The sequence below is a fragment of the Sorangium sp. So ce367 genome, from assembly GCF_051520455.1.
Classification (GTDB): domain Bacteria; phylum Myxococcota_A; class Polyangia; order Polyangiales; family Polyangiaceae; genus Sorangium; species Sorangium cellulosum_B.
In genome coordinates, this window is the sequence record NZ_CP150334.1 from 4,017,525 (window position 1) to 4,039,192 (window position 21,668).

The 21,668-nt window shown below is 71.9% G+C and carries 18 protein-coding genes; 8 read left to right on the forward strand and 10 right to left on the reverse strand.

Annotated elements, in window-relative coordinates; translation table 11 throughout:
- Positions 1-205 precede the first annotated feature (205 nt).
- From WME97_RS15400 to WME97_RS15410, 3 genes are all read left to right on the forward strand, one after another.
- Positions 206-1,093, forward strand: coding sequence for a hypothetical protein (locus WME97_RS15400; protein WP_437552664.1), 888 nt, complete (start codon positions 206-208; stop codon positions 1,091-1,093).
- Positions 1,094-1,257: 164 nt separating this feature from the next.
- The gene (locus WME97_RS15405; protein ID WP_437552665.1) at positions 1,258-2,526 is read left to right on the forward strand and encodes an efflux RND transporter periplasmic adaptor subunit; all 1,269 of its coding nucleotides are present in this window, start codon (positions 1,258-1,260) and stop codon (positions 2,524-2,526) included.
- 1 nt (position 2,527) lies between these two features.
- Positions 2,528-5,848, forward strand: coding sequence for an efflux RND transporter permease subunit (locus tag WME97_RS15410; protein ID WP_437552666.1), 3,321 nt, complete (start codon positions 2,528-2,530; stop codon positions 5,846-5,848).
- Between the two features lie 27 nt (positions 5,849-5,875).
- Here the strand turns inward: WME97_RS15410 and WME97_RS15415 are convergent, their stop codons facing one another.
- Positions 5,876-6,268, reverse strand: coding sequence for a DUF423 domain-containing protein (locus WME97_RS15415; RefSeq protein ID WP_437552667.1), 393 nt, complete (start codon positions 6,266-6,268; stop codon positions 5,876-5,878).
- 112 nt (positions 6,269-6,380) lie between these two features.
- On the opposite strand from WME97_RS15415, the gene WME97_RS15420 reads away from it, so the two are divergent.
- Positions 6,381-7,349 (forward strand): hypothetical protein, encoded by a 969-nt coding sequence (locus WME97_RS15420; protein ID WP_437552668.1) that lies wholly within the window; start codon positions 6,381-6,383, stop codon positions 7,347-7,349.
- A 72-nt stretch (positions 7,350-7,421) separates the two neighbouring features.
- Here WME97_RS15420 and WME97_RS15425 read toward each other — a convergent pair whose 3' ends face one another.
- Together WME97_RS15425 and epmA are read right to left on the reverse strand one after the other, a co-directional pair.
- Complete coding sequence (locus WME97_RS15425) at positions 7,422-7,973, reverse strand: hypothetical protein (protein WP_437552669.1); 552 nt, start codon at positions 7,971-7,973, stop codon at positions 7,422-7,424.
- Complete coding sequence (gene epmA / locus WME97_RS15430) at positions 7,970-9,163, reverse strand: EF-P lysine aminoacylase EpmA (RefSeq protein ID WP_437552670.1); 1,194 nt, start codon at positions 9,161-9,163, stop codon at positions 7,970-7,972. Before epmA ends, WME97_RS15425 begins: the two co-directional genes overlap by 4 nt.
- Before the next feature lie 418 nt (positions 9,164-9,581).
- Between epmA and WME97_RS15435 the strand changes: the two genes are divergently transcribed.
- The gene (locus WME97_RS15435) at positions 9,582-11,795 is read left to right on the forward strand and encodes an MYXO-CTERM sorting domain-containing protein (RefSeq protein WP_437552671.1); all 2,214 of its coding nucleotides are present in this window, start codon (positions 9,582-9,584) and stop codon (positions 11,793-11,795) included.
- 139 nt (positions 11,796-11,934) lie between these two features.
- Here the strand turns inward: WME97_RS15435 and WME97_RS15440 are convergent, their stop codons facing one another.
- The 7 genes from WME97_RS15440 to WME97_RS15470 all read right to left on the reverse strand — a co-directional run bounded on the left by WME97_RS15440 (position 11,935) and on the right by WME97_RS15470 (position 19,068).
- Positions 11,935-12,423: a hypothetical protein gene (locus WME97_RS15440; protein WP_437552672.1), complete on the reverse strand. Its 489-nt coding sequence runs from the start codon at positions 12,421-12,423 to the stop codon at positions 11,935-11,937.
- A 44-nt stretch (positions 12,424-12,467) separates the two neighbouring features.
- A complete protein-coding gene (pgsA, locus tag WME97_RS15445; protein WP_437552673.1) occupies positions 12,468-13,124 on the reverse strand; it encodes a CDP-diacylglycerol--glycerol-3-phosphate 3-phosphatidyltransferase in 657 nt (218 codons plus the stop codon).
- Entirely contained in the window at positions 13,114-14,799 is a 1,686-nt protein-coding gene (locus WME97_RS15450; protein WP_437552674.1) for a tetratricopeptide repeat protein, read from the reverse strand. The genes pgsA and WME97_RS15450 overlap by 11 nt, the downstream gene beginning before the upstream one ends.
- Positions 14,800-14,836: 37 nt before the next feature.
- Positions 14,837-15,562 carry a 1-(5-phosphoribosyl)-5-[(5-phosphoribosylamino)methylideneamino]imidazole-4-carboxamide isomerase gene (gene hisA, locus WME97_RS15455; protein WP_437552675.1) on the reverse strand — a complete coding sequence of 242 codons (726 nt, stop codon included), beginning with the start codon at positions 15,560-15,562 and terminating at the stop codon, positions 14,837-14,839.
- 83 nt (positions 15,563-15,645) lie between these two features.
- Positions 15,646-16,617 carry a hypothetical protein gene (locus WME97_RS15460; RefSeq protein WP_437552676.1) on the reverse strand — a complete coding sequence of 324 codons (972 nt, stop codon included), beginning with the start codon at positions 16,615-16,617 and terminating at the stop codon, positions 15,646-15,648.
- A gap of 97 nt (positions 16,618-16,714) precedes the next feature.
- Entirely contained in the window at positions 16,715-18,280 is a 1,566-nt protein-coding gene (locus WME97_RS15465) for a protein kinase domain-containing protein (protein WP_437552677.1), read from the reverse strand.
- 107 nt (positions 18,281-18,387) lie between these two features.
- A complete protein-coding gene (locus WME97_RS15470) occupies positions 18,388-19,068 on the reverse strand; it encodes a formylglycine-generating enzyme family protein (RefSeq protein ID WP_437552678.1) in 681 nt (226 codons plus the stop codon).
- Between WME97_RS15470 and WME97_RS15475 the strand changes: the two genes are divergently transcribed.
- From WME97_RS15475 to WME97_RS15485, 3 genes are all read left to right on the forward strand, one after another.
- Positions 19,001-19,843 carry an SIR2 family NAD-dependent protein deacylase gene (locus WME97_RS15475; protein ID WP_437552679.1) on the forward strand — a complete coding sequence of 281 codons (843 nt, stop codon included), beginning with the start codon at positions 19,001-19,003 and terminating at the stop codon, positions 19,841-19,843. The two genes, WME97_RS15470 and WME97_RS15475, sit on opposite strands and share 68 nt — an antisense overlap.
- An 8-nt stretch (positions 19,844-19,851) precedes the next feature.
- Positions 19,852-20,409 carry a non-canonical purine NTP pyrophosphatase gene (locus WME97_RS15480; RefSeq protein ID WP_437552680.1) on the forward strand — a complete coding sequence of 186 codons (558 nt, stop codon included), beginning with the start codon at positions 19,852-19,854 and terminating at the stop codon, positions 20,407-20,409.
- Positions 20,410-20,546: 137 nt separating this feature from the next.
- Entirely contained in the window at positions 20,547-21,584 is a 1,038-nt protein-coding gene (locus WME97_RS15485; protein WP_437552681.1) for an aldo/keto reductase, read from the forward strand.
- Positions 21,585-21,668 lie beyond the last annotated feature (84 nt).

Sequence of the window (21,668 nt, forward strand, 5' to 3'; positions counted from 1 at the left end):
TGCGTTGAATTCTCTCTCCCGATCTCTGGCCGGACTCCTGGCAGGCGGAACCAGGTCATCATGCGGTTCGATGAGATCGAGAATCATCTGCACCCGCGCTGGCAGCGCTCGATTGTGAGCTCGTTCCTCCGCGCAGCAGGCCGCCGGCGCAGCACGCGCCCTTGACGCTCGACCGCATGGCGTGAGCTGCCGTACGCTCACGCCAATGGCCAGCGAAAAGAAGAAGAAGTCACGAACCGAGGCCGCCTCGGACGCGGACACGCAGGGCGAGAAGCCCTCCGCTGAGCCGCAGCGCGGCGGCAAGAAGAAGAAGTCGACGCTCACGGCCGCCCAGCGGCAGGAGCTGCTCGATCTCGATCCTGCCTATGAGGCGCCGATCGACCACCCCGTCTCCACTACGTTGCAGGAGGCGCGGGAGCTCGAGGTCGCCTTGAGCAAGCTCGGCAAGGAGATCTACAAAAAGAGCAGGCTCTCGAAGGAGGTCGGCACCTCGATCTCTGCCCGGCGCGACCTGCTCGCCGCCGCCGAGTCCGCCTGGACCGAGGTCCGCACGCTCCCGCTCTCCTCGGATCTGCGCGCGCAGCGCAAGGACGCGGAGGCCCTCAAGCGCGACGCCATCGCGGCGCTCCGCTACTTCCTCGCGGCGGACGAGGAGGTGGAGCGGCGCGTCGACGGGATCCTCCTTGGCACCGGCGTCGCCGACCTGGTGAGCGATCTGAGCCAGCTCGCCGAGCTCCTCGAGCAGCACCGCGACGCGCTGGCCAGGGCCGATCTTCCGAAGCGCGCCCCGGAGCGCGCCCGTGAGCTCGCCGCGGCGCTCGGCAGCGGCGCGGCGGAGCGCGCCGTCGATCCCGGGGGCGACGCCGCGATGGCACTCCGGAATCGCGCCTTCTGGTGGTTGCGCGAGGCCATGGACGAGATCCGCGCCGCAGGCCGCTATGTCTACCGCGACGAGCGCAAGGTGCTCGCGCTCTTCCGCACATCGAGCGCGCGCGCCCGCGCGCGTCGGCGCGCAGTGAAGCAGGATGAGCCCGAAACGACCGGATCGAGCCCGACACCGGCGGCGCCTGAGCCTGAGCCTGAATCGACCTGACGGCAGCGATCCGACACGTCGAGAGCCCGATCCCAGCCACTTTCGCGAAGCGGACACCGCTGCGGCGTGCTCGAGCGCACGTTGCGCTCCAACCCTGATGCCGTCAATATCCTGCGGCGAACACGCGCTCGGGGGGGCGTTCCTGGTCATCTGAGGCCGCCGCCATGTGGACTGTCCTTCCCGAGCTTCGCCAGCCCGAAAACTCCCGTCACCGCGCCTCCGGCCCGCCAAGGGTGCTCTGGACATCGGCGGTCGCGTTCGCGGCCGCTCTGCAGTGCCTCGCATGCAATCAGGGAGCGTCCCAGCCCGGCGGCGCGAAGGCGGAGAAGCCTGCCGCCAGCGTCAAGGAGGTGACGCTCGCCCCCGTGACGGAGCTCGTCATGGAGCAGGCCATCGACATCTCGGGGACCCTCGACGCCGATGAGCAGGTGACGCTGGGGGCCAAGGTGGCCGGGCGCCTCGCCTCGATCTCGGTCGACCTGGCGAGCCCGGTCCAGCGAGATCAGGTCATCGCTCAGCTGGAGGCGCGGGACTACGAGCTGCGCATCGAGCAGGCCACGGCCGCGCTGGCGCAGAGCCGCGCCCAGCTCGGCTTGCCCCCGGACGGGCCTGACAGCGAGCTCGATATCGAGGGCACGGCGGTCGTGAGGCAGGCCCTCGCGACGTTCAAGGAAGCGCAGGCCAACCAGGTCCGGGCGCGGGGGCTCGCCAGGGAAGGGCTGATGTCGGGCATGGACCTCGACGCGGCCGAGGCGGCGGCGGTCCGCGCGGAGACCGCCGTGCAGTCGGCGCGGGAGGAGGTGCGCATCCGCGAGGCCGCCGTCCGCCAGCGGCGCTCCGAGCTGCGCATGGCGCGGCAGCAGCTCGCCGACACCCTCGTGCGGTCGCCGCTCGATGGCGTCGTCCAGGTGCGGAGAGCGAACGTCGGCCAGTACCTCGCCGCGGGGGCGCCGATCGTGGACGTCGTCCGGATCGACCCGCTGCGGCTGCGCGTGGCCATCCCCGAGCTCGAGGCGGCCGGCGTGCGCGCGGGCCAGCCCGTGCGCGTGACCCTCCAGGGAGACAGCGCCGCCTATCCGGGGACGGTCGCGCGCCTCGCGCCCGCGATCGACCCGCAGAGCCGCACCCTGCTCGTGGAGAGCGACATCAAGAACCCCGGCCACCTGCGGCCGGGGAGCCTCGTCAGCGCGCAGATCGTCGTGAGCTCGAGGCCGGTGCCGACCGTGCCGGCGACCGCCGTCGTCCGGTTCGCCGGCCTCGCGAAGGTCATCACGGTCGAGGACGGCAAGGCGAAGGAGAAGCAGGTCACCACCGGAAAGACGTCGGGGGATCGGATCGAGATCGTGTCTGGCGTCGCGGTGGGGGAGTCGGTCGTCGCAAAGCCCGGATCGCTCCAGCAGGGGCAGCCGGTGCGCGTGGTGGAAGGGGGCTAGGGTGCAAGCGCTCGCCAGGATCTGCATCCAGCGGCCCGTCTTCGCCGCCATGCTGACGCTCGCCCTCGTGGTGGTCGGCGCCGTGGCCTACTTCAAGCTGGGCGTGGATCGCTTCCCCGCCGTCGACCTGCCGACGGTCTCGGTCCGCACCACGCTCCCCGGCGGCGCGCCCGAGGACGTCGAGTCGGAGATCTCCGAGGAGATCGAGGCGGCGGTCAACACCGTCGAGGGGATCGCCGAGCTCCGCTCGATCTCGACGAGCGGCACCTCCGTGGTCGTCGCCACCTTCAACCTCGACCGGGACATCGACTCGGCGGCGCAGGACGTCCGCGATCGCGTGCAGGCGGCGCTGCGCCGGCTCCCCGTGGGCACCGATCCGCCCGTCATCGCGAAGCAGGACAACGACTCGACCCCGGTCATGTCGATCGCCCTCTCGGCCGATCGCTCGATCCGGGAGCTCACCGAGGTGGCCGACAAGCTCGTGCGGGTGCAGCTCGAGCGGTCGTCGGGCGTCGGCGAGGTGCGCGTCGTGGGGGGGCAGCAGCGCGCCATCAAGATCTGGCTGAACGCCGATCGCCTCGCCGCGTACGGCCTGCCGATCACCGCCGTCCGCGACGCGATCGTGCAGCAGAACGCGAACATCCCCGCGGGGAACGTCACGGGGAAGGAGGAGGAGCGGACGCTGCGCACGATGGGCCGCATCGAGGACGCGGGCGCGTTCAACGATCTGGTCGTCGCCACCGTCGACGGGCGGCCCGTCCGGGTGCGCGACATCGGCCGCGCCGAGGACGGCACCTACGAGCAGCGCTCGCTGGCCCGCCTCGACGGCAAGCCCACCGTCGTCCTCGACGTCGTGCGGCAGTCGGGCGCCAACACCGTCGCGGTGATCGAGGCCGTGAAGGCCAACCTGGCGAAGCTCTCCGAGCAGATGCCCGAGGACGTGCGACTCGAGGTGATCCGCGATCAGTCGGGCTACATCTACACGGCGCTGCACGAGATCAACGTGCACCTCGTCCTCGGCAGCATCCTGGCGTGCGCGGTCGTCCTGCTCTTCATGCGGTCGTGGCGGTCCACGATCATCGCGGGCGTCGCCATCCCGACGTCGGTCGTCGCGACGTTCGGCATGATGTGGCTGCTCGACTTCACGCTGAACAGCGTGACGATGCTGGCGCTCGTGCTGATGGTGGGCATCGTCATCGACGACGCCATCGTCGTCCTCGAGAACATCTTCCGCTTCGTCGAGGAGAAGAAGATGGACTCCTTCGAGGCGGCCAGGGCCGCGACGCAGGAGATCGGGCTCGCCGTGCTCGCGACGACGCTGTCGCTCGTCGTCATCTTCGTCCCCGTCTCGTTCATGTCGTCGATCTCGGGGCGGTTCCTGTTCCAGTTCGGGATCACGGCCACGGTCGCGATCCTCGTGAGCCTGCTCGTCAGCTTCACGCTGACCCCGATGATGAGCGCGCGCCTGCTCCGCGAGGAGGGCGCCCGCGCGCACGGGCCGGGGGAGGCGGGAGCGCACGGCGGCGGGGGCGGGGCGGCGACGCGAGAGGGCTTCTACGGGAGGCTCGAGGCCAGGTACACGCGCGCCCTCGCGTTCGCGATGCGGCACCGGGCGCTCGTGGCCGTCTCGGGCGCGCTGGTGATGGCGTCGGCCGTGCCGCTCTACGGGCTCGTGAAGCAGGAGTACATCCCCTCGGGCGCGGACGACGCAGAGTTCGAGATCCGCGTCACGGCCCCGCTCAGCGCGAGCATCGGCGCGATGGACGACGTGATGCGCCAGATCAGCGACGACGTCCGCGGGGTGCGCGGGGTGCGGAGCGTGCTCGCCACCGCGGGCGGCGGCTTCGTGGGCGGCGTCAGCGCGGGCGAGGCCTTCGTGCGGATCGCCCCGCACGACGAGCGCACGTTCTCCCTGACACGGCTGCTCCGGGAGACGTTCTCCGGCCATCCATGGCGCGCCTTCAAGGACAACACCTCGCAGAAGGACGTGATGCAGGAGGTGCGGCGCAAGCTGCGCAAGTACTCCGATCTCCGGATCTCGGTGCGCAACGTGCCGTCGTTCAACATCGGCGGCGGGAACTTCGAGATCGACTTCGCGATCCAGGGCCCCGACATCGAGCAGCTCGAGCGGTATGCGAACGAGCTCCGCGAGCGCTCCGCGCAGCTCGGCGGCATCGTGGACGCCGACGTGACGCTGAAGATCGACCGGCCGGAGCTCCGGGTGCTCATCGAGCGCGATCGCGCGGCGCAGCTCGGGGTCCGCACGCAGGACATCGCGACCGCGCTGCGCCTGATGGTGGGCGGAGATCAGGCGGTCTCGCGCTTCCGGGACGAGGCCGAGAACGAGAACTACGACGTGCAGTTGCGCCTCATCGAGGAGGATCGCGATCGGGTGGCGGCCGTCCGCCGCCTGTACGTGCCCCGGACGGCGCGCACGCCGGCCGCGCCGTCGCCGGGCGGCGCCGGCGGCGCGGCGGCGCCCTCGGCCGCGACGCCGCTGCTCCGGGGCGACCTTGTGCGCCTCGACAACCTGGTGCGCATCGAGGAGGCGAGGAGCCCGTCGCGCATCGACCGGCTCGATCGCCAGCGGGTCTCGAGCCTGCGCGCCGGCGTCGCCCCCGGCTACGCGCTCGCCGACCGGCTGGAGGCGCTGCGCGGCGCCGCCCGGGAAATGGACATGCCCGCGGCGTACACCACCAGCGTGCGCGGCCGCGGCGCGGAGCTCGAGCGCACGTTCGGCGAGTTCATCTGGGCGTTCCTCCTGTCGATTGTGCTCATGTACATGATCCTGGCGTCGCAGTTCGAGAGCCTGGTGCACCCGGTGACGATCCTGCTCTCGCTGCCGCTGTCGGTGCCGTTCGCGCTGCTCAGCCTGTGGGCGACCGGGAACACGCTGAACCTGTACTCTGCGCTCGGCTTCCTCGTGCTGTTCGGCGTGGTGAAGAAGAACTCGATCCTCCAGGTCGACCACATGAACAAGCTCCGGAGCGAGGGCGTTCCGCGCGAGGAGGCGATCCTCCAGGCGAACCGCGATCGGCTGCGGCCCATCCTGATGACCACGCTGGCCCTTGTCGCGGGCATGCTCCCGCTCTGGCTGGGCACGGGGCCCGGGGCCGAGGAGCGCCAGACGATCGCCGTGGTGGTCATCGGAGGCCAGTCCCTGAGCCTGCTGCTCACCCTGATCGTCACGCCGGTCTCGTACTCGCTGCTCGACGATCTCGCGCGCAGCGAGCGCTGGGGACGGGTCCGGTCCCGCGCGGTCTCCCTCCGCGAGCGCGCGTCGGCGCGGTTCGGCCGGCTCTTCGCGCGCAGGACGACGTAGGCGCGGCGGCCCCCTCTGCCGGGGGCCTCAGCCCTTCGCCATCCCGAGCGCGGCCACGGCCACCGCGCCCCAGCCCGCGAGCAGGAGCAGCCCGCCGAGCGGCGTGACCATGCCGAGGACGCGGACGCCGGTCAGGGTCATCACGTAGAGGCTGCCGGAGAAGAGGAGCACGCCGCCCGCGAAGCAGAAGCCGGCGACGGTCGCCGCCGTCCCGCCGGTGCGCGCGGCGAGGTGGGCGGCGAGCGCCAGCGCGAGCGCGTGGGCGAGGTGGTACTGGGCGCCCGTTTGCCACCAGGAGAGGCGCAGCGCGCCGTCCGGCTCCGCGTCGAGCGTCGCCTTGACCCCGTGGGCGCCGAAGGCGCCGAGCGCCACCGCGAGGAACCCGTAAACGCCCGAGAGCACGAAGAAGAGACGTTCCATCGGGCGCGGAGCTTAGCCGATGGCCGGAGCTCGTCACGGGGGGCGCTAGGCGTCCGCGCAACTGCGGCGGGCTCGCGTCGATGTTCGAGGTGCAGGAGGACGGTCCGTCGACATGGGCAAGCGAGGCCGCAGGCGCCGAAAGGAGAACACCAGGCAGGACGACGAGCAGGACGATGTCGATCTGATCCTCCGCCACGTATCGCGGCAATTCCCGCACGACGTCGCGCGCGCTCTGCTCGGCGCGACCGGGCCCATCGAGCCGCTGGGCTGGGTCGACACGCAGGTCACCGGCCGCCAGCGGCGGCTCGATCGGGCGCTCGCCGTGAAGGTGGGCGGCGAGCGGCGACTGCTCCACGCAGAGTGGTCGCTGGTGATGGGCGACGAGATTCCGTTCCGCGTGTTCGAGTACCATTGCCTGACGGCGCTGGCGGTGGCGGACGAGGCGCGGGCGAGCGAGGGCGCCCCGGCTCGGCAACCCACGCCGATCGACAGCGTGGTGGTCGTCCTTTCTGGCCGGGAAGCGCCGTGGCCAACGCACGGCGCATATCGGACATCGTCATCGGACGAGCCGTTCTCCGGCGTGCAGTTCCGTATCGAGGCGGTTTATCAGCGGACGGTGGCCGAGCTGGCGGCGCGTGGCAGCCCGTTTTGGCTGATCTTTACGCCCCTGGCAGCGGATGCGGATGGCAGCAAGCTGAGCCAGGTGATCGAGGCGCTCCGGGCCTGCTCCGGCGAGCGTCAGTTTGCGGAGCTCGGAGCGGCGATGGTGGCCCTGGCCGAAGCGGACACGCGTGAGCGTGGTCTGGCAGATGTGGTAAAATCATTGCTGCCGCGGGAGATCGTCATGCAGAACTCGATTTACAGGGAAGGCAAGGCGGCCGGGCTCAAGGAAGGGCTGGAGAAGGGCCTCGCGTTGCTCGCGCACCAGGTCGAGCGGCGACTGGGGCGCCCGCTCTCCGCAGCGGAGCGAAGCCGGCTCCACGAGCGCCTGCACGCAGAAGGCCCGGAGAAGGTGGGCGACGTGGTGCTCGACCTCTCCGCAGACGATCTGTCGATGTGGCTCGCCGCCACGGCTTCTTGACGGCCCAGCGGACCACCGGCGCACGTCCCGCCAGCGAGCCAGCGCGGCGTGCTCGGCCGAGCGCGCGGCGCTTCAGCCACCCTCCGCCCCCCGCCGCGGAAAGATCGTTCCCCGGATCTCCGCCATCGACGTGCCGAACGTCGTCGCGAGCCGGCCGAGGACGAGACGGTTCAGCCGGCCGTCCGGCGGCGCCCTGACCGCGATCACGAACGCGACGTCGACGGGAGTGCCGGCGTGCCTCGCCGCCCGCTCCGCGAGCGCCGCCGCCGCGACGTCGGACAGCTCCTCACGACGCGCGACGCGGATCTTCACGTAGAGCGCCGCCCGCATCAGCGTGTGGTAGCCGTGCATCCAGGCCATCCAGCGCTCCTCCGGGCCCCCGGCGAGGGCCCGTGAGAGCGCGTCGCGACGCCGCTCGATCTCGTCGAAGGGCAGGTTGTCGAGCTCGTTCAGCGCGCCGGGGAACTCGCCCGCAAGCGCGCGGAACACCTCCTTGCCCGGGATCGGCTCCCCGGCCGCCCGCGCGCGCCGTAGCTCCGCGAGCGTGAGGTACTTGCGGGCAAGCTGCGACAGGACCTCCGGTGAGAGGCGCGTGTCGCCGTCGGGGACCGCCGCGCCGGTCACAGCCAGCCGTGAGGGAACGCGAGGACGTCGCCGATCGACGCGGCGCCGAGGCACAGCGCGACGAGGCGATCGACCCCGAGCGCGTTGCCCGCCGCGGGCGGCATCCCCTCCTCCAGCGCGTCGAGGAAGCGCTCGTCGATCGGATAGACCGGCTTGCCCTGGGCGGCCCGCGCCGCCTGATCGGCGAGCAGCCGCGCGCGCTGCTCGACCGGGTCGGTCAGCTCGCCGAAGCCGTTGCAGAGCTCGACGCCCGCGACATACAGCTCGAACCGCTCGCAGACCCGCGGATCGCTCGGCTTGAGCCGCGCGAGCGACGCGAACGGCGCGGGGAAGTCGACAAGGAACACCGGGTGGGGCAGCGCGGCGATCGCCGGCTCCACCGCGTCCACGAGCAGGCGGAAGAAGCGCTCCTCGTCGCTCGACGCGAGCGCGATCGCGTCGTCCGCGGGCACGCCCGCCCAGCGCGCGAACGCCTCGCCGATCGAGATCCGCGGGAACGGCCGCTCCAAACGTACCTGCTTGCCGGACGTCGAGATCGTGCCCTCCGCGCCGAGCGCGCCCGCGACGCGCTGCACGATCGCCTCGGTGTCGGCCATCACCTCGTCCACGCCGGCGAAGGCGCGGTACCATTCGAGCATCGTGAACTCAGGGTTGTGCCTGTCCCCGAGCTCCCCGCGCCGGAAGCAGCGCGCGAGCTGGAAGCAGCGCGGGACGCCTCCCGAGAGCAGCCGCTTCATCTGGTACTCCGGGCTCGTGATCAGGAACGTCGGGCGCGCCGCCTGCACCGCGAACGCGTCGAGGTGCAGATCGAGCCCGGGGGAGGGGACCATGCTCGGCGTCTCCACCTCGAGGAAGCCGCGCTCGGCGAACAGCGCCCGCACCGCGGCGAGCGCCGCCGCGCGCTGGGCGAGCGCCGCGCCGCGCCCGCGATGGATCGCGCGCTCTGTCTCGCTCGACGGCGGCGCGGCGGCGCCCGCGCGCGTCCGCGGCGGCCTCCGGGGCGCGATCCGCTCGACGAGCCGCGCGGACGCGAGCGCGCCGTCGGTCGGCGTCGGCGCCGGCGCCGGCGCGCCCTCGACGATCGCGAAATCGCCGACCTCGAGCGGCGGCGCGGGCGCGCCCTCGAGCGCGACGCGCAGCGCGCCGAACGCGTCGCCGAGGACGACCGCGCCCTCCGCGACCTCGATCACGCGGCCGCCGACGCGAACCCTGCCGGGCAGCGGCGCACCGGAGGGACCGGCGGGGCACGGGGAACAGGCGGAGACGATGTCGCTCGGGGCGAACGTCGCCGGGAATCCAATGGAGGTGTTTGTTTCAGAGAGAGCCACGGCAGCCTGCGTTGAAGGTGCCGGAGACATACCACGCAGGTTGACCAGGGAGGTCACGTAACGAGGCAATCGCGGCCACAACTCCTTGATTTTCCGCGAGGACGTCGCGTCGCTTCTCCTTGATGAGCCAACGCAACTCGTTACGTTGGTCGCGCTCGTCGGTCCGGCCCTGCCGCGCCTCACGCGAGCGCTGCTTGCAGAAAGCCAGCAGAAATCCAGCCGGAGAGATGAACCCATGAGACGACTGCCGCTCTTGCTTCCGTTGACCGCACTCGCAGCCTTGGCGTCTGCGGGGCCCGCCGCCGCGTCGGAGTGGCACACGCTGCGGCAGGGCTCGCCAGCAACGGCGCTGTCCTTCCGCGGCACGGACGGCGCGCGGGGCGCGGCGGAGGCGGCTCTGAAGCACGCCGCTTCAGACCTCCGCCTCCAGGGCGTCTCGCTGCGTTACCAGAGCGAGCTCGTCGATGGCGATCACCGCACTGTCCGGTTCGGGCAGGTCCACGCCGGATTGCCCGTGCTCGGCGCCGCGGTGGCGATCGATCTCACCCGGGAGAACCGCGCGGAGGTCGTGGTGCTCGACGTGGCGCGGGACCTGTCGGTCGCGACGACGCCGACTCACGGGGAAGAGGCCGCGCGGCGCGCGGTCGAGGCGACCTACGGGATGACGCTCGCGGAGCGGCCGAACGCGGCGCTCGCGGTGTTTCCCGAGGCGGAGACCGGCGGCAAGCTCGTCTGGGTCGTCGATGTCCGGTCGGATCGCGGCGGGGAGCGCTACCTCGTCGACGCGCACACTGGCAAGCTCGTCCACAGGCGCTCGCTGGCCGTGCACGCGCGAGGGCGCGTTTACCCCATCAGCTCGGCGGTCACGCCCGAGGTCCAGGATCTCGAGCTCAGCAGCCTCGACGCGGCGGATCCCCAGACCTTGAGCGGCTGGAACGGCAACTTCAAGGTGGTGAATTACGTGGATGGCGACCTCACCGGCGGCGTCCCGCTCACCGTGGAGCAGAGCGTCGGGCCGAACGCGGGGGAGGACTTCCTCTACGATCCGCCGACGAGCGCGGAGGATGCGCACGACCAGTTCGCGCAGGTCGGCATCTATTACCACCTCACCCGGATGCGCGATTACTTCGTGTCAACCCACCAGATCGACATGGGGGCGCCTGGCTGGAAGCTCGTCGCGGTCGCCAACATGCTGGAGGCGGGCCGGCCGATGGACAACGCGTTCTTCTCGGGAGAGGGTATGGGCGAGCCCTTCCGCGCGCCGAACCTCATCGCCATCGGCCAGGGCTCGTTCTTCGATTTCTCGGACGACTCCGACGTGTTCCTCCACGAGTTCACCCATTACGTCTCCGCCAACGCGGTCGGCTACAATGGGGGCCAGTTCGCGATCAACGAATACGGGCTCTCCCCCTGGGCCGGCAGCATCGATGAGGGCATCGCGGACTATTTCGCCTGCACCGTGAACGGCGACTCCACGCTCGGCGAGGCGACGCTGGCGCCCTTCGGCATGGCGCGCGACCTCGCGAAGGACACCAAGACGTGCCCCGGCGATCTGGTGGGCGAGGTGCACGAGGACGGCGAGCTGATTGGCAGCCTCGCGTGGTCCTTGCGCGAGAAATTCGGGGCCAAGGTGGGCGACAAGCTCGTCTGGGGCACGGTGACGCTGCTGACCCCCAACGCCTCGTTCGGCGATTTCGCCAAGGCGCTGAAGAGGGCGACCGGCAAGCTGGTGACCGCCGGCGAGCTCACGGAGGCGGACGCCGGCGCCGTCGACGCGCTGATCGAGAGCCGGGGCCTCGACGACTGCGAGGAGGTGCTCGATCTGACCGGGGGCAAGTCGCAGACGACGAACATGTTCGGGATCGACTCGCTGGTCTTCGGCTCGGGGGCGTCGTGCGCGGATTACCGCTCGCAGCTCAGCCTGCAGAGCCTCTTCCACTTCAAGAGCAAGCCGGATCCGGCCGCGAAGGGCGTCCGCTTCACCGTGGAGCTCGATCCCGACCGTGGGAGCGACGTCGAGTGGAGCATCTACGTGAGGGCCCGCCGGCACGTCGGCTTCACGCTGGGCGAGCTCCTGCCGGAGGCCACGAACTACGATTACAGCGTCGAGGGGATCACGGAGACGGACGGCGAGCTCGTCATCGACGAGACCTCGGATCCGCCGTTCGATCCCACGCAGACGTACTACCTGGTGATCGGCCACAAGAACTGTCCGTCCTCGTCCGTGACGGTGGAGAGCGAAGATCTCGGGCTGGAGCCGCCGGTCGATCCGACGGAGCCCGTCGAGCCGGAGCCCGCCGGCGCCACGGGCGGCGCGACGCCGGATCCGACCGATCCGATCGAGGATCCTGAACCGGAGACGGTCGCGGGGTGCGCTTGCCGCGCCGCCGAGCCGAGCGCGCCTGTCGCGCCGTGGACGGCGCTCGCGGGGGTCGCGCTCGCCGGAGCTGCCGTGCTCAGGCGGCGTGCGCGGGCGCGCCGCGAGCTGGGCTGAAGTGAGGGCCTGAGGCCGCTGGCGTCACGCGGCGGGCGGCGCATCGACGCGCGCCGCCTGCCCCCAATGCAAGCGCGAGGCCTGGAGCGCTCGCGCCTGTCGCTTCTGTGGGTGGGATGCGGGGGCTGCCTTCGCTGCGCTAGCGTCCGCCCGCGCCGCCGGTACCGCCCGCGCCGCCGGTGCCGCCACCCGCGCCGCCGGTACCGCCACCCGCGCCGCCACCGCCTCCGCCCGTGCCGCCGGCGCCACCCGTACCACCGGCGCCACCCGTACCGCCCCCGCTTCCGCCCTCGCCCGTACCGCCGCCCCCGGCCGTCCCGTTGCCGCCGGTGCCACCGCCGCCGCCCGTGCCGCTCGTGCTGCTCGCGCCGCTCGTCGTCGGGTTCTGGTTGGGATCGCAGACCTGCGTGATCTCATCCGGTCTGCAGCAACGATATTGTTGCTGCTGCTGACCGATGCCCATGCACTCGAGGCCATCGGCGCAGTCATCGTTGCCGTTCGCGATTTCGCAGGGCTCGCCCTCTTGCTGCCGGCTGCAGCTCGCGGCGGAGGCGACGATCGCCGCGGCGAGCGCGGCCAGGAGGAGCGCGGGGCGCAACGCGTTGCGCGATGTCTTCGGGGCTTTCACGCGCGCTGGTCTAGCAGAACCACGCGGGCTTGCCTATTGCCCATCTACTGCGGAGGGGAAGGCCGGTTCTTGGCGTCGATGGCGTCGATGAACAGGCCCATGTACTGCGCGGCGCTCGTGATCGAGAAGACGAGCGATAGATAGATGAGCAGCCGTCCGACGTGCACCACGTCGACCTCTCCGAAGTCGACGCCGAGGTGGATGTGGTACGGGTAGCCGAGGATCAAGCAGACGATCCCGATCATCTGCAGCGCTGTCTTGATCTTCCCGCCGTCGCCCGCCGCGATGACGAGCCCCTCGGTCGAGGCGATGGATCGGAGCGCCGTGATCGTGATCTCGCGCGAGATGAGCAGCACCACCGCCCACGCCGGGATCCGGCCCATCGGCACGAGCCACACGAGCGTGGCGGCGACGATGAGCTTGTCGGCGAGCGGATCGAGGAACTTGCCGAGCACGCTCACGAGGCCCTGCCGCCGCGCCAGGTAGCCGTCGAGCATGTCGGTGATCGCCGCGAGCGAGTAGACGCCCGCGGCCCAGAAGCAGTCCCGCGGCGCGCCCCTCGACAGGAGCAAGAGGACGGCCGGGATCATGAGGATCCGGGCGAACGTGAGCAGGTTCGGGAGGTTCCGCGCGTCTTCCCAGAGCGTGCGCCGCCGCTGCGCCTTGATGCCCCGCAGGGACGTGCCCGCGCTAGCGACCATCGATGAGGACCATCCCCTCTCCGCCGAACGTCACGAAGCCCTGCATCCCTCCAGGCGCCTCGGAGGCGGGCAGCGTCCGCGGCAGGAGCCGGCCCATCCACCCGAGCACCGCGGTCGCGCGCGTCGACGTCGGCCGCGACGGGGTGATCTCCAGCGCGGCGGCGCGCTCGGGCACCGACAGGACCATGTGGCCGCGGCCGCGGAGCTGCACCATCGCGACCGCCTCGCCCTCGCCGGCCGGCAGGCGGCCGTTCTCGTAGCCGATCGGCAGATCGAAGCCGACGAGGACGTCCTCGCGCAGGTAGATGGACTCTTCCCCGAGCGTCACCGGGTGGAGCCGCCGCCCCTCCGGCGCGCCGAGCACGAGCTCGCAGCGCCCGCCGATCTCGATGAAGGGCGTGCTCGGCCCGCCGAGCGGCTCGTCGAAGATGCGCCCGCGCGCCTGCCGCTTCAGCACGTGCGTGGCGGTCCCGGAGTGCACGCTCATGGTGCGCAGCGCGTCGAGCCGGGCGACGAAGCCCTTCGCCGACTGCACGAGCACGATGCCGCTCGGGTGCCGCGTGACCGCGGCCTCGCGCGGGAAGACGAGCAGACGCTCGCGCGCGAGCGCCGAGAGCGTCTCCAGCGGCGGCGCCGCGGACGGCGTCGCGGCCGGCGGCGGCGCGGCGGGCGCCGCCGTTGGAGGCGGCAGCGAGGACGACGACGGCCGCCCCGCCGCCTTCTTGCTCGCCGCCGCCGTGTCCGCCGCCGCGGGGACGGCGATCGCGAAGCGGCCCGTCGCGGAGGGCTCCTCGGGCGCCACCGTGCTGCGGCGCACGGTCGGGGCCACGCTCCCTCCTGGCGGCGCCTGCACCGCCGGCATCGACGGGACCGTCGGCGCCGCGCCGACCCTCGGGCCGGGAGCCCTGCTCGCGCCGGGCGGGTTCGTCGCGCCTCCCGCGCGGCTGTCCGCCCCGAGGCTCTTGAACGACGGCGGCGCCGGGATCGTCGGCATCATCTCGCGGCCAGGCTCGATGGCCGACCATGTCCCTGACGGGATGCGCGGCAGATCCGAGTCGTGCCGGAAGCCCGCGCCGGCGCGATCGAGCGCCTGCACCGCCTCGCCTGCGGCGCGCTGCACCTCGACCTTGGCCTCGACCGGCGGCTGATCCTCGGTGTCGGGCGGCTCCATCGAGTAGCGGCCCGTGGCGCCGCCCGTCATGTCGAGCAGGCGGCGCGCCATCGCGTCGTGGCCGCCCGCCGCGAACGCGTGGCTCGCGCGCTCGTAGTCGCCCATGCGCTGGAACGCGAGCCCCAGGTAGCCCCACGCGCGCTGGTGCTTCGGGTTCTGCTCGAGCGCCTTCTCGAGCTCGGACCGCGCCTGCGCCGGCTGCCCGGTCTTGAGGTACGAGAGCGCGAGGTTGATGCGCGGCTCGACCGCCTCCGGGTGGGCCTGGATCAGCCGCTCATAGATCGCGATCGCCCGCGGGTAGAGCCCCAGCCGGAAGTAGACGATCCCGAGCAGGTCTTGCCCCTTGGGATCGCTCGGCTGGAGCGACAGCGCGCGCTCGAGCTCCGCCTTCGCGGCGTGGACCCGGTTGTCCTGCAGGAGCTCGCTGCCCCGGTGCAGGTGAAACAGGAACTCCTCCGCCGCGACTTCGCGTGAGGAGGGCCGTGGGTCGTCGCGCTCGTGCATTGTCGGGGGGATCGTACACGAAAACGCACACACGCCGTCAGGCGCTCGCCGCCTCGATCGCCTCGGCGAGCGTGAAGGCCCCCTCGTAGAGCGCGCGGCCCACGATGACGCCGCTGACGCCGGGGATCTGCGCGAGCGCGCGCAGGTGAGCGAGCGATCCGACTCCGCCGGAGGCCAGGACGGGGAAGCCGCACGAGGCGGCGAGCTCGCGGGTGGCTTCCAGGTTGGGGCCGACCTGCGTGCCGTCGCGGGAGACGTCGGTGTAGAGGAGCGCCGCGACGGGGGCGCCGGCGAGCGCGCGGGCGACGTCGAGGGCGGTGACGGAGGAGACCTGCTCCCAGCCCTGCACGGCCACGCGCCCGTCCTTGGCGTCCACGGCGACCACGACGCGCCCCGGGAAGCGGCCGGCGAGGTCGCGTACGAGCGCGGGATCGTTCACCGCGGCGGTCCCGAGCACGATGCGCTCGGCGCCCAGCGCGAGGTAGCTCTCGGCCGCGGCGGCGGAGCGGATGCCGCCGCCCACCTGCACGCTGCCGCCCTCCGCGCCGAAGGCCGCGATGACGGCGCGGACGGCGTCGGCCTGGACGGGCAGGCCGGCGCGGGCCCCTTCCAGGTCGACCACGTGCAGCTGAGCGCAGGCACGGCGGAGGCGAGCGGCGAGCGCCGCCGGGTCCTGGTCGTAGACGGTGACCTGATCGTAGCGCCCTTGATGGAGGCGCACGGCCTGGCCTCCGAGGAGATCGATGGCGGGGATGAGCTGCACGCGGCGGGTCTAGCGCGCCTCTGCGCCGGTGGGTAGAGGCGGCGAGGGCGGCGAAGGTCGCGAAGGTGAACGGCCCCGCCGCGTCACCACGACCCGCTCGCCCCGAGCACGACCCCCTCCGGGCCTGCCGCGAGCACCCCTGCGCGGATCCGCCTTGACGTCGCGCCGGCGGTCATGTCGCTCTGCTCCGGCTCGGTCAGGTAGAGGACCGCCGCCGCCCCGAGCCCGGCCAGCCCCACGCCGAAGCCGATCGTGCTCACGAGCCCGGTGGTACTCGCGCTCTCCGCCGCGTCCAGGCCCGTCTGGTCGCAGGCCGTCGGGTCGCTCAGGCCGATCCTGCTGCCGCAGTGCTCGCGGACGACGCTCTTCTTGCCGAGCGTGAGCGCGCCCGTCACCCCGCCGAGCACGAGCCCCGCGACGCCGACGCCGCCGGCCACGTACACGGCCGCCCGCCGACCTGAAAGGCCCTCGGCAGACGGCGGCGGGGCGCCGCTCACCTGCAGCTCGACGCGCTTCTTCTCGCCGTGCGCGAGGTGGATCCGCGTCTCCTGGACAGGCCCTCCCGGCGCCTGCGTCGACACGACGTGCTCTCCCGGATCCACCGGCACGCTCGCGCCCAGCGCCGCGCTGTCCACCGCGCGACCGTCGCGCTTCACCACCGTCCCCGCGGGGGCTCCGGGCGGGAGGGAGAGCGCGAGCTCCGGCACGAGCGGGGCCAGCTTCTCGCGCTCCTCCCGGGCGACCTTGGGCCGCTCGCCTTGCCGGCGCTTCTGGTCCGGCGTCAGCTGTTCGTGGAGCGCAAGGTACTCCCCGAAGTGCGCGAACGCGCTCGCGACGCGGCCCCACCTCGACTCGCAGATGGCCAGCGTGAAGAGCGCCCCCGGCTTGGGCTCGAGCCGATGGCTCTCGGCGATCGCGTTGCAGCCCGTCTCGTACTGGCCCGCCTCCATCTCGGCGAGCCCCCGGTTGAAGAGGGCTTCCGCGGCCGCGCTGTCCTGCGCCGCGGCGGGCGTCGCGGCGGCGAGCGGCCAGAGGACGAGAGCGAGAGGAGCCATCCGGCGCAGGCGACGTGTCATGTTCTGGGGCATCCACAGGCAAAGGTGTCGATGGGTGTCGGCGAGGATCGGACCGGCAGCGCGGCGGACATCGGCCTCAATCTCGTCCGAGCAAAGGGACTTTGGGGCGAGAGGCGGCGCCTGTTCGCCCGGTCGAAGCGGGCCTCGGCGCCACCTTCGGGGGAGCGCCCGCCGCCCCGCGCGCGGCCGGCCCCGCGCTGGCGCTGGCGCTGGTCGCGGGCTGGGGGGGCTCCGCGGCGAGCGCCGGCGCGGAGGCGCTGGGCGCCGGCGCGGGCGGCTCTGCCGGCGGCGTCGCGCTCGGCGCAGCGGTCGCGGCGGCGCTCGCCGAGGCGGCGTCCGGCGCGGGGGCCGAAGGCGGCGCGGCCACCGCCGGATCGGCCTGGGCCCCGGCGCGGATCAGGAGCCAGGTCCCTGCGCCAAGCACCCCGAGCCCGACGACGACCGCGGCGGCGACGAGCGGGGCTCGGTTTGGCGCGATCGGCGTGGTGTTCCCTGAAGGGACGGACGTCACCGACGTCTCCATGGTCGCCGCGAGGGGCGCGACCGGGGAGCGAGACGGGTGCTCCGGCCCCATCGGGCCGACGCTCGTCGCCACCGGCGGCATCATCGCGGGCGCCGTGATCGCGGGCGTGGTGAGCGCGGTGATCGCGGGCGTGGTGAGCGCGGTGAGCGCGGGCGCGGTGAGCGCGTGCGCCGAGGGGCTCGCCAGGGCCCAGGGCGGCGTGGTCGGGCGGGGCGAACGCCCGCTGCTGGCCGGGGCGAGGCCGAGCAGCTCGGAGAGCGCCTGCGCCGCCTCGCTCGCGAGGCGGAACCGCGCCGCCGGATCGACGGCCGTGGCCCGAGCGAACCAGCCATCGAAGCTCTGCGGCAGCACCACCCGCTGCGACATCGCCCGGTGGACCGGCGGCTCCTGCGGCCCGTTGACGGCCACGAGCGCGAACGCGATCACGTCGTTCGCGCTGAGCGCCTCCGGGCTCCAGTACGGCGTCCCCACGAGCAGCGTGTACGCGATCATCCCGAGCGCGTAGATGTCCACGGCGCTGGTGAGCTTCGTGTCGGTGCGGAACTGCTCGGGCGCCATGTAGATGGGCGTCCCGAGGCTCCGCGTGATGCCGGCCGCCGTCCCGCCCTCGGCGAGCAGCTTCGCCACGCCGAAGTCGAGGATCTTCATGCGGGGCGTCCCGTCGTCGCGCTGGGTGACGAACAGGTTCTCCGGCTTGAGATCCCGGTGGATGATGGACGCCGCGTGGGTCCGGTCGAGGGCCGACGCGGTCTGCTGGAGGTACGTCGCGACCTCGCCGGGAGGCAGCCTGCCGAGGCGCTTGAGGCGCTGGCCGAGCTCCTCGCCGCGGAGCAGCTCCATCACGAGGAACGGCATGCCCGTCGCCTCGTCGATGCCCGCGTCGAAGACGTCGACGATGTACTCGCTCTCGATGTCCGCCGTGATCTGCGCCTCGCGCTTGAAGCGGCTGCGCATCTCCTCGCTCTGGAAGAGGTACGCGTGCATCACCTTCAGCGCCCGGCGGCGGTTCGTCTCGATGTGCACAACCTCGTAGACGGACCCCATCGCGCCCACGGCGAGGAGGCGCGCCACGCGATAGCGGTGCGCGAAGACCGTTCCGTCCGCGAGCGTGCCCGACACGGCGGGAGGGTCGCGCGCGGCGGCTGTCGCGTCAAGGATCCAGGGACCCGCGAGGGTCGCGCTGCGCGGAGCCGCGGCCGCGACGCCGCGACGTCCGACCGCGCGCATCACCGCGCCCGTGCGCACCGCAGCCCTGCGCCGGCGAAGTGGCCCGTCGGCGGGCGCTCCTGGAAGGCTGAGGTGAGCAATGTCTCCTTCCCGCTGCGCCAGCCCCCGCCCCAGATCATGTGGTTCGTGTCGGGGGTGAGGACGGCGCAGTCATCGCACTCGAGCGGGTCGTCCGCCGCGAACGAATCCAGCACCCACTCCCACACGTTTCCCCCCAGATCCGCGTGTCCCCACCGCCCGTCTCCCCGCGGCGACCTCGATCCGCCAGGCTGGAGGTCCGCGATCTCGCACGATCCATCGAGGCCGCAACCGTACACCGCGTAGCTCTCGTCGAGCTCCGGGGCGCTCTCCGGGCTCGACCATGGGTACGTGCGCTGCTCGTCGGCTCGCGAGAGGGCCCGCTCGACGCCGCTCTGCCGCCGTGGGGAGCGAGGTGCGACCGGCGCCCTCCTCCGCAGCGCCGGGCTCTGCCGCGTGTGTCCTGATGCATCGCGGCTTCTGTCCTTGCGCGCCGGCCGACATTCGCGCCGACATCCGCTCGGGGCGAGGCGTTCCGGCCCGGCGGGCGCTGGTTGCGCGAGGTCGTCGGGCAGATACCATCGCTCGCTGAAGATGGCTGTACTCACGCTCGAGCAAGCGGCGATCCCGCTCCGGCAGGCGTACCGGGAAGGTCGCCTCATTCCCTTTCTGGGCGCGGGCTTCTCTGCCCCGCTCCGGCTGCCGATGTGGAAGGAGCTGATGGGGTGGATGGGCGCCGCGCTGGGGTTCGAGCCAGCGCTCTTCGAGCTGCACGGCCTGCCCCCGCAGCTCGCCGGCTTCTTCGCCCGCGAGTGCGCGGGCGGCCTCGACAGCTTCATCGCCGAGATGCGCGCGCGCTTCCACGCGGGCGAGGTGGACGAGCGGCGCAGGAGCTCGTGCCAGCACAAGGCCCTGGCGCGCCGCGACTTCTCGACCATCTACACGACCAACTTCGAGCACCACATCGAGGAGGCGCTGCGGGACGCAGGCAAAGAGGCCGTGGCGCTCGCCAGGTTCGACGACTTCGCGCGGTGCCCGGCGCAGGGGGCGTGCCACGTCATCAAGTTTCATGGAGACCTCGAGTGGCCCGAGACGGTGGTGCTCACCGAATCGCAGTACTTCAGCCGCCTCCGGCTCGAGGCGGCGCCCGATCAGCGCCTGCGGGCCGATCTGCTCAGCAACAGCTTCCTCTTCCTCGGCTACAGCTTCGGCGACGTCGACATCCGGTACATCTGGTACCGCATGGAGCAGATGCGCATCGAGGGCAGCCCGCAGCTCGCGAGGCGCGCCTCGAACCGCCGCGGCTACTGGGCGACGTTCGGCGCCGGGCTCGTCCAGCCGGCGCTGCTCGAGGACTGGCACATCGACGTGATCGAGCTCGACCCGAACGACAAGACGAAGAGCGTCGTGGACCTGCTCGACGCGCTGGACGGATGAGGGGACGGGTGAGGGCGGTGGTCATGGTCTATTTCGTCTCGTCGAACCACCGCAAGATCGCGGACATGACGTATGTATGGAAGGACGCCCCGACGCCGCTCCGCGTCCTCCGGCTCGACGTGCCCCAGATCCTCTCCTCGGATCTCGACACCGTCGTTCGCGAGGAGGCCCTCGCCGCCTACCGGCTCTCCCTCGTGCCGCTCTTCGTCGAGCACGGCGGCCTCTTCATCGAGCACCTGAACGGCTTCCCGGGCCCGCTCGTGATGCCGTTCTGGGAGCGGCTGCAGGACCGGATTTGCTCCCTCATCCCTCCGGGGCAGTCGCGCGCGGCGCACGTGGTCCAGAAGGTGTGTTATTGCGACGGCCGGACGCTGCGTGTCTACACGGGCACCGTCCCCGGCGAGATCGCCGTCGAGCGGCGGGGAGACGAGGGCATCCACTGGGAGCCGATGTTCATCCCGGCCGGGCACACGCGCACGCTCGGGCAGATGCCGCGTGACGAGCGCCTCCGGTGCTCTGCGAGCGCGGAGGCGCTGCGGGCGTTCCGGTTCGATCTCGGGCTGTGATCACGGTGGCGCTTGACTTCCGGATCGCTTTGGAGTTCCTAACCGTCCACGACCGCGGCAAGGGGGCGAGAGCCTGATGTCCGGCGCTCCTCTCCCCCGCGCTCCGAGGTTGTCCCCATTTGGCGCGGAGGCGATTCATGGAGTTCAGACAGCTCGGCGGGTCAGGGTTCAAGGTACCGGTGCTGAGCCTCGGGACGGGGACGTTCGGTGGCTCCAACGAGTTCTTCCGGGGGTGGGGATCGAGCGACGTGGCCGAGGCGACTCGGCTGGTCGACGTCTCGCTCGAGGCCGGGATGAACATGTTCGACTCGGCCGACATCTACTCCGACGGGCTCGCCGAGGAGATCCTCGGCCATGCGATCAAGGGCAGGCGCGACAAGGTCATCATCTCCACCAAGGCGACCTTCCGGAGCGGCAAGGGCCCCAACGACGTCGGCTCGTCGCGGTATCATCTGATCCGCTCGATCGAGGGGAGCCTGCGCCGGCTACAGACGGATTACATCGATCTCTTTCAGCTGCACGGCTTCGACGCGGTCACGCCCCTCGAGGAGACGCTCGGCACGCTGGACGATCTCGTGCGAGCGGGGAAGATCCGCTACCTGGGCTGCTCGAATTTCTCCGGCTGGCACCTGATGAAGTCGCTCGCGGTGTCGGAGAAATATGGTCTCTCTCGGTACGTGGCGCACCAGGCGTATTATTCGCTCGTGGCGCGCGACTACGAGTGGGAGCTGATGCCGTTGGCGCTCGATCAGAAGGTCGGCGCGGTGGTCTGGAGCCCGCTGGGCTGGGGGCGGCTCACGGGGAAGATCCGGCGCGGGCAGCCGTTGCCCGAGGTCAGCCGGCTCCGGAACAAGCTGTCTACCGAGGGGGGGCCGCAGATCGACGACGAGTACCTCTATGGTGTGGTCGACGCGCTCGACGCGGTGGCGAAGGAGACGGGCAAGACCGTCCCGCAGATCGCGCTCAACTGGCTGCTGCAGCGGCCGAGCGTCGCGAACGTGATCATCGGCGCTCGCAACGAGGAGCAGCTTCGACAGAACCTCGGGGCCGTCGGCTGGAACCTCGCGCCAGAGCACATCGCGAAGCTGGACGCCGCGAGCAAGACGAAGCTGCCCTATCCCTACTTTCACCAGGCCGGGTTCAGCGAGCGCAATCCGTTCCCTGTCGCGCTCTGACGGTCGCGGCCTGGCCGCGACCGGCGGCTGATCCTGCGCGGAGGCCCGGCTCGGGGGCGCGCGCCGCGCCCTCGCCGTGGGAGG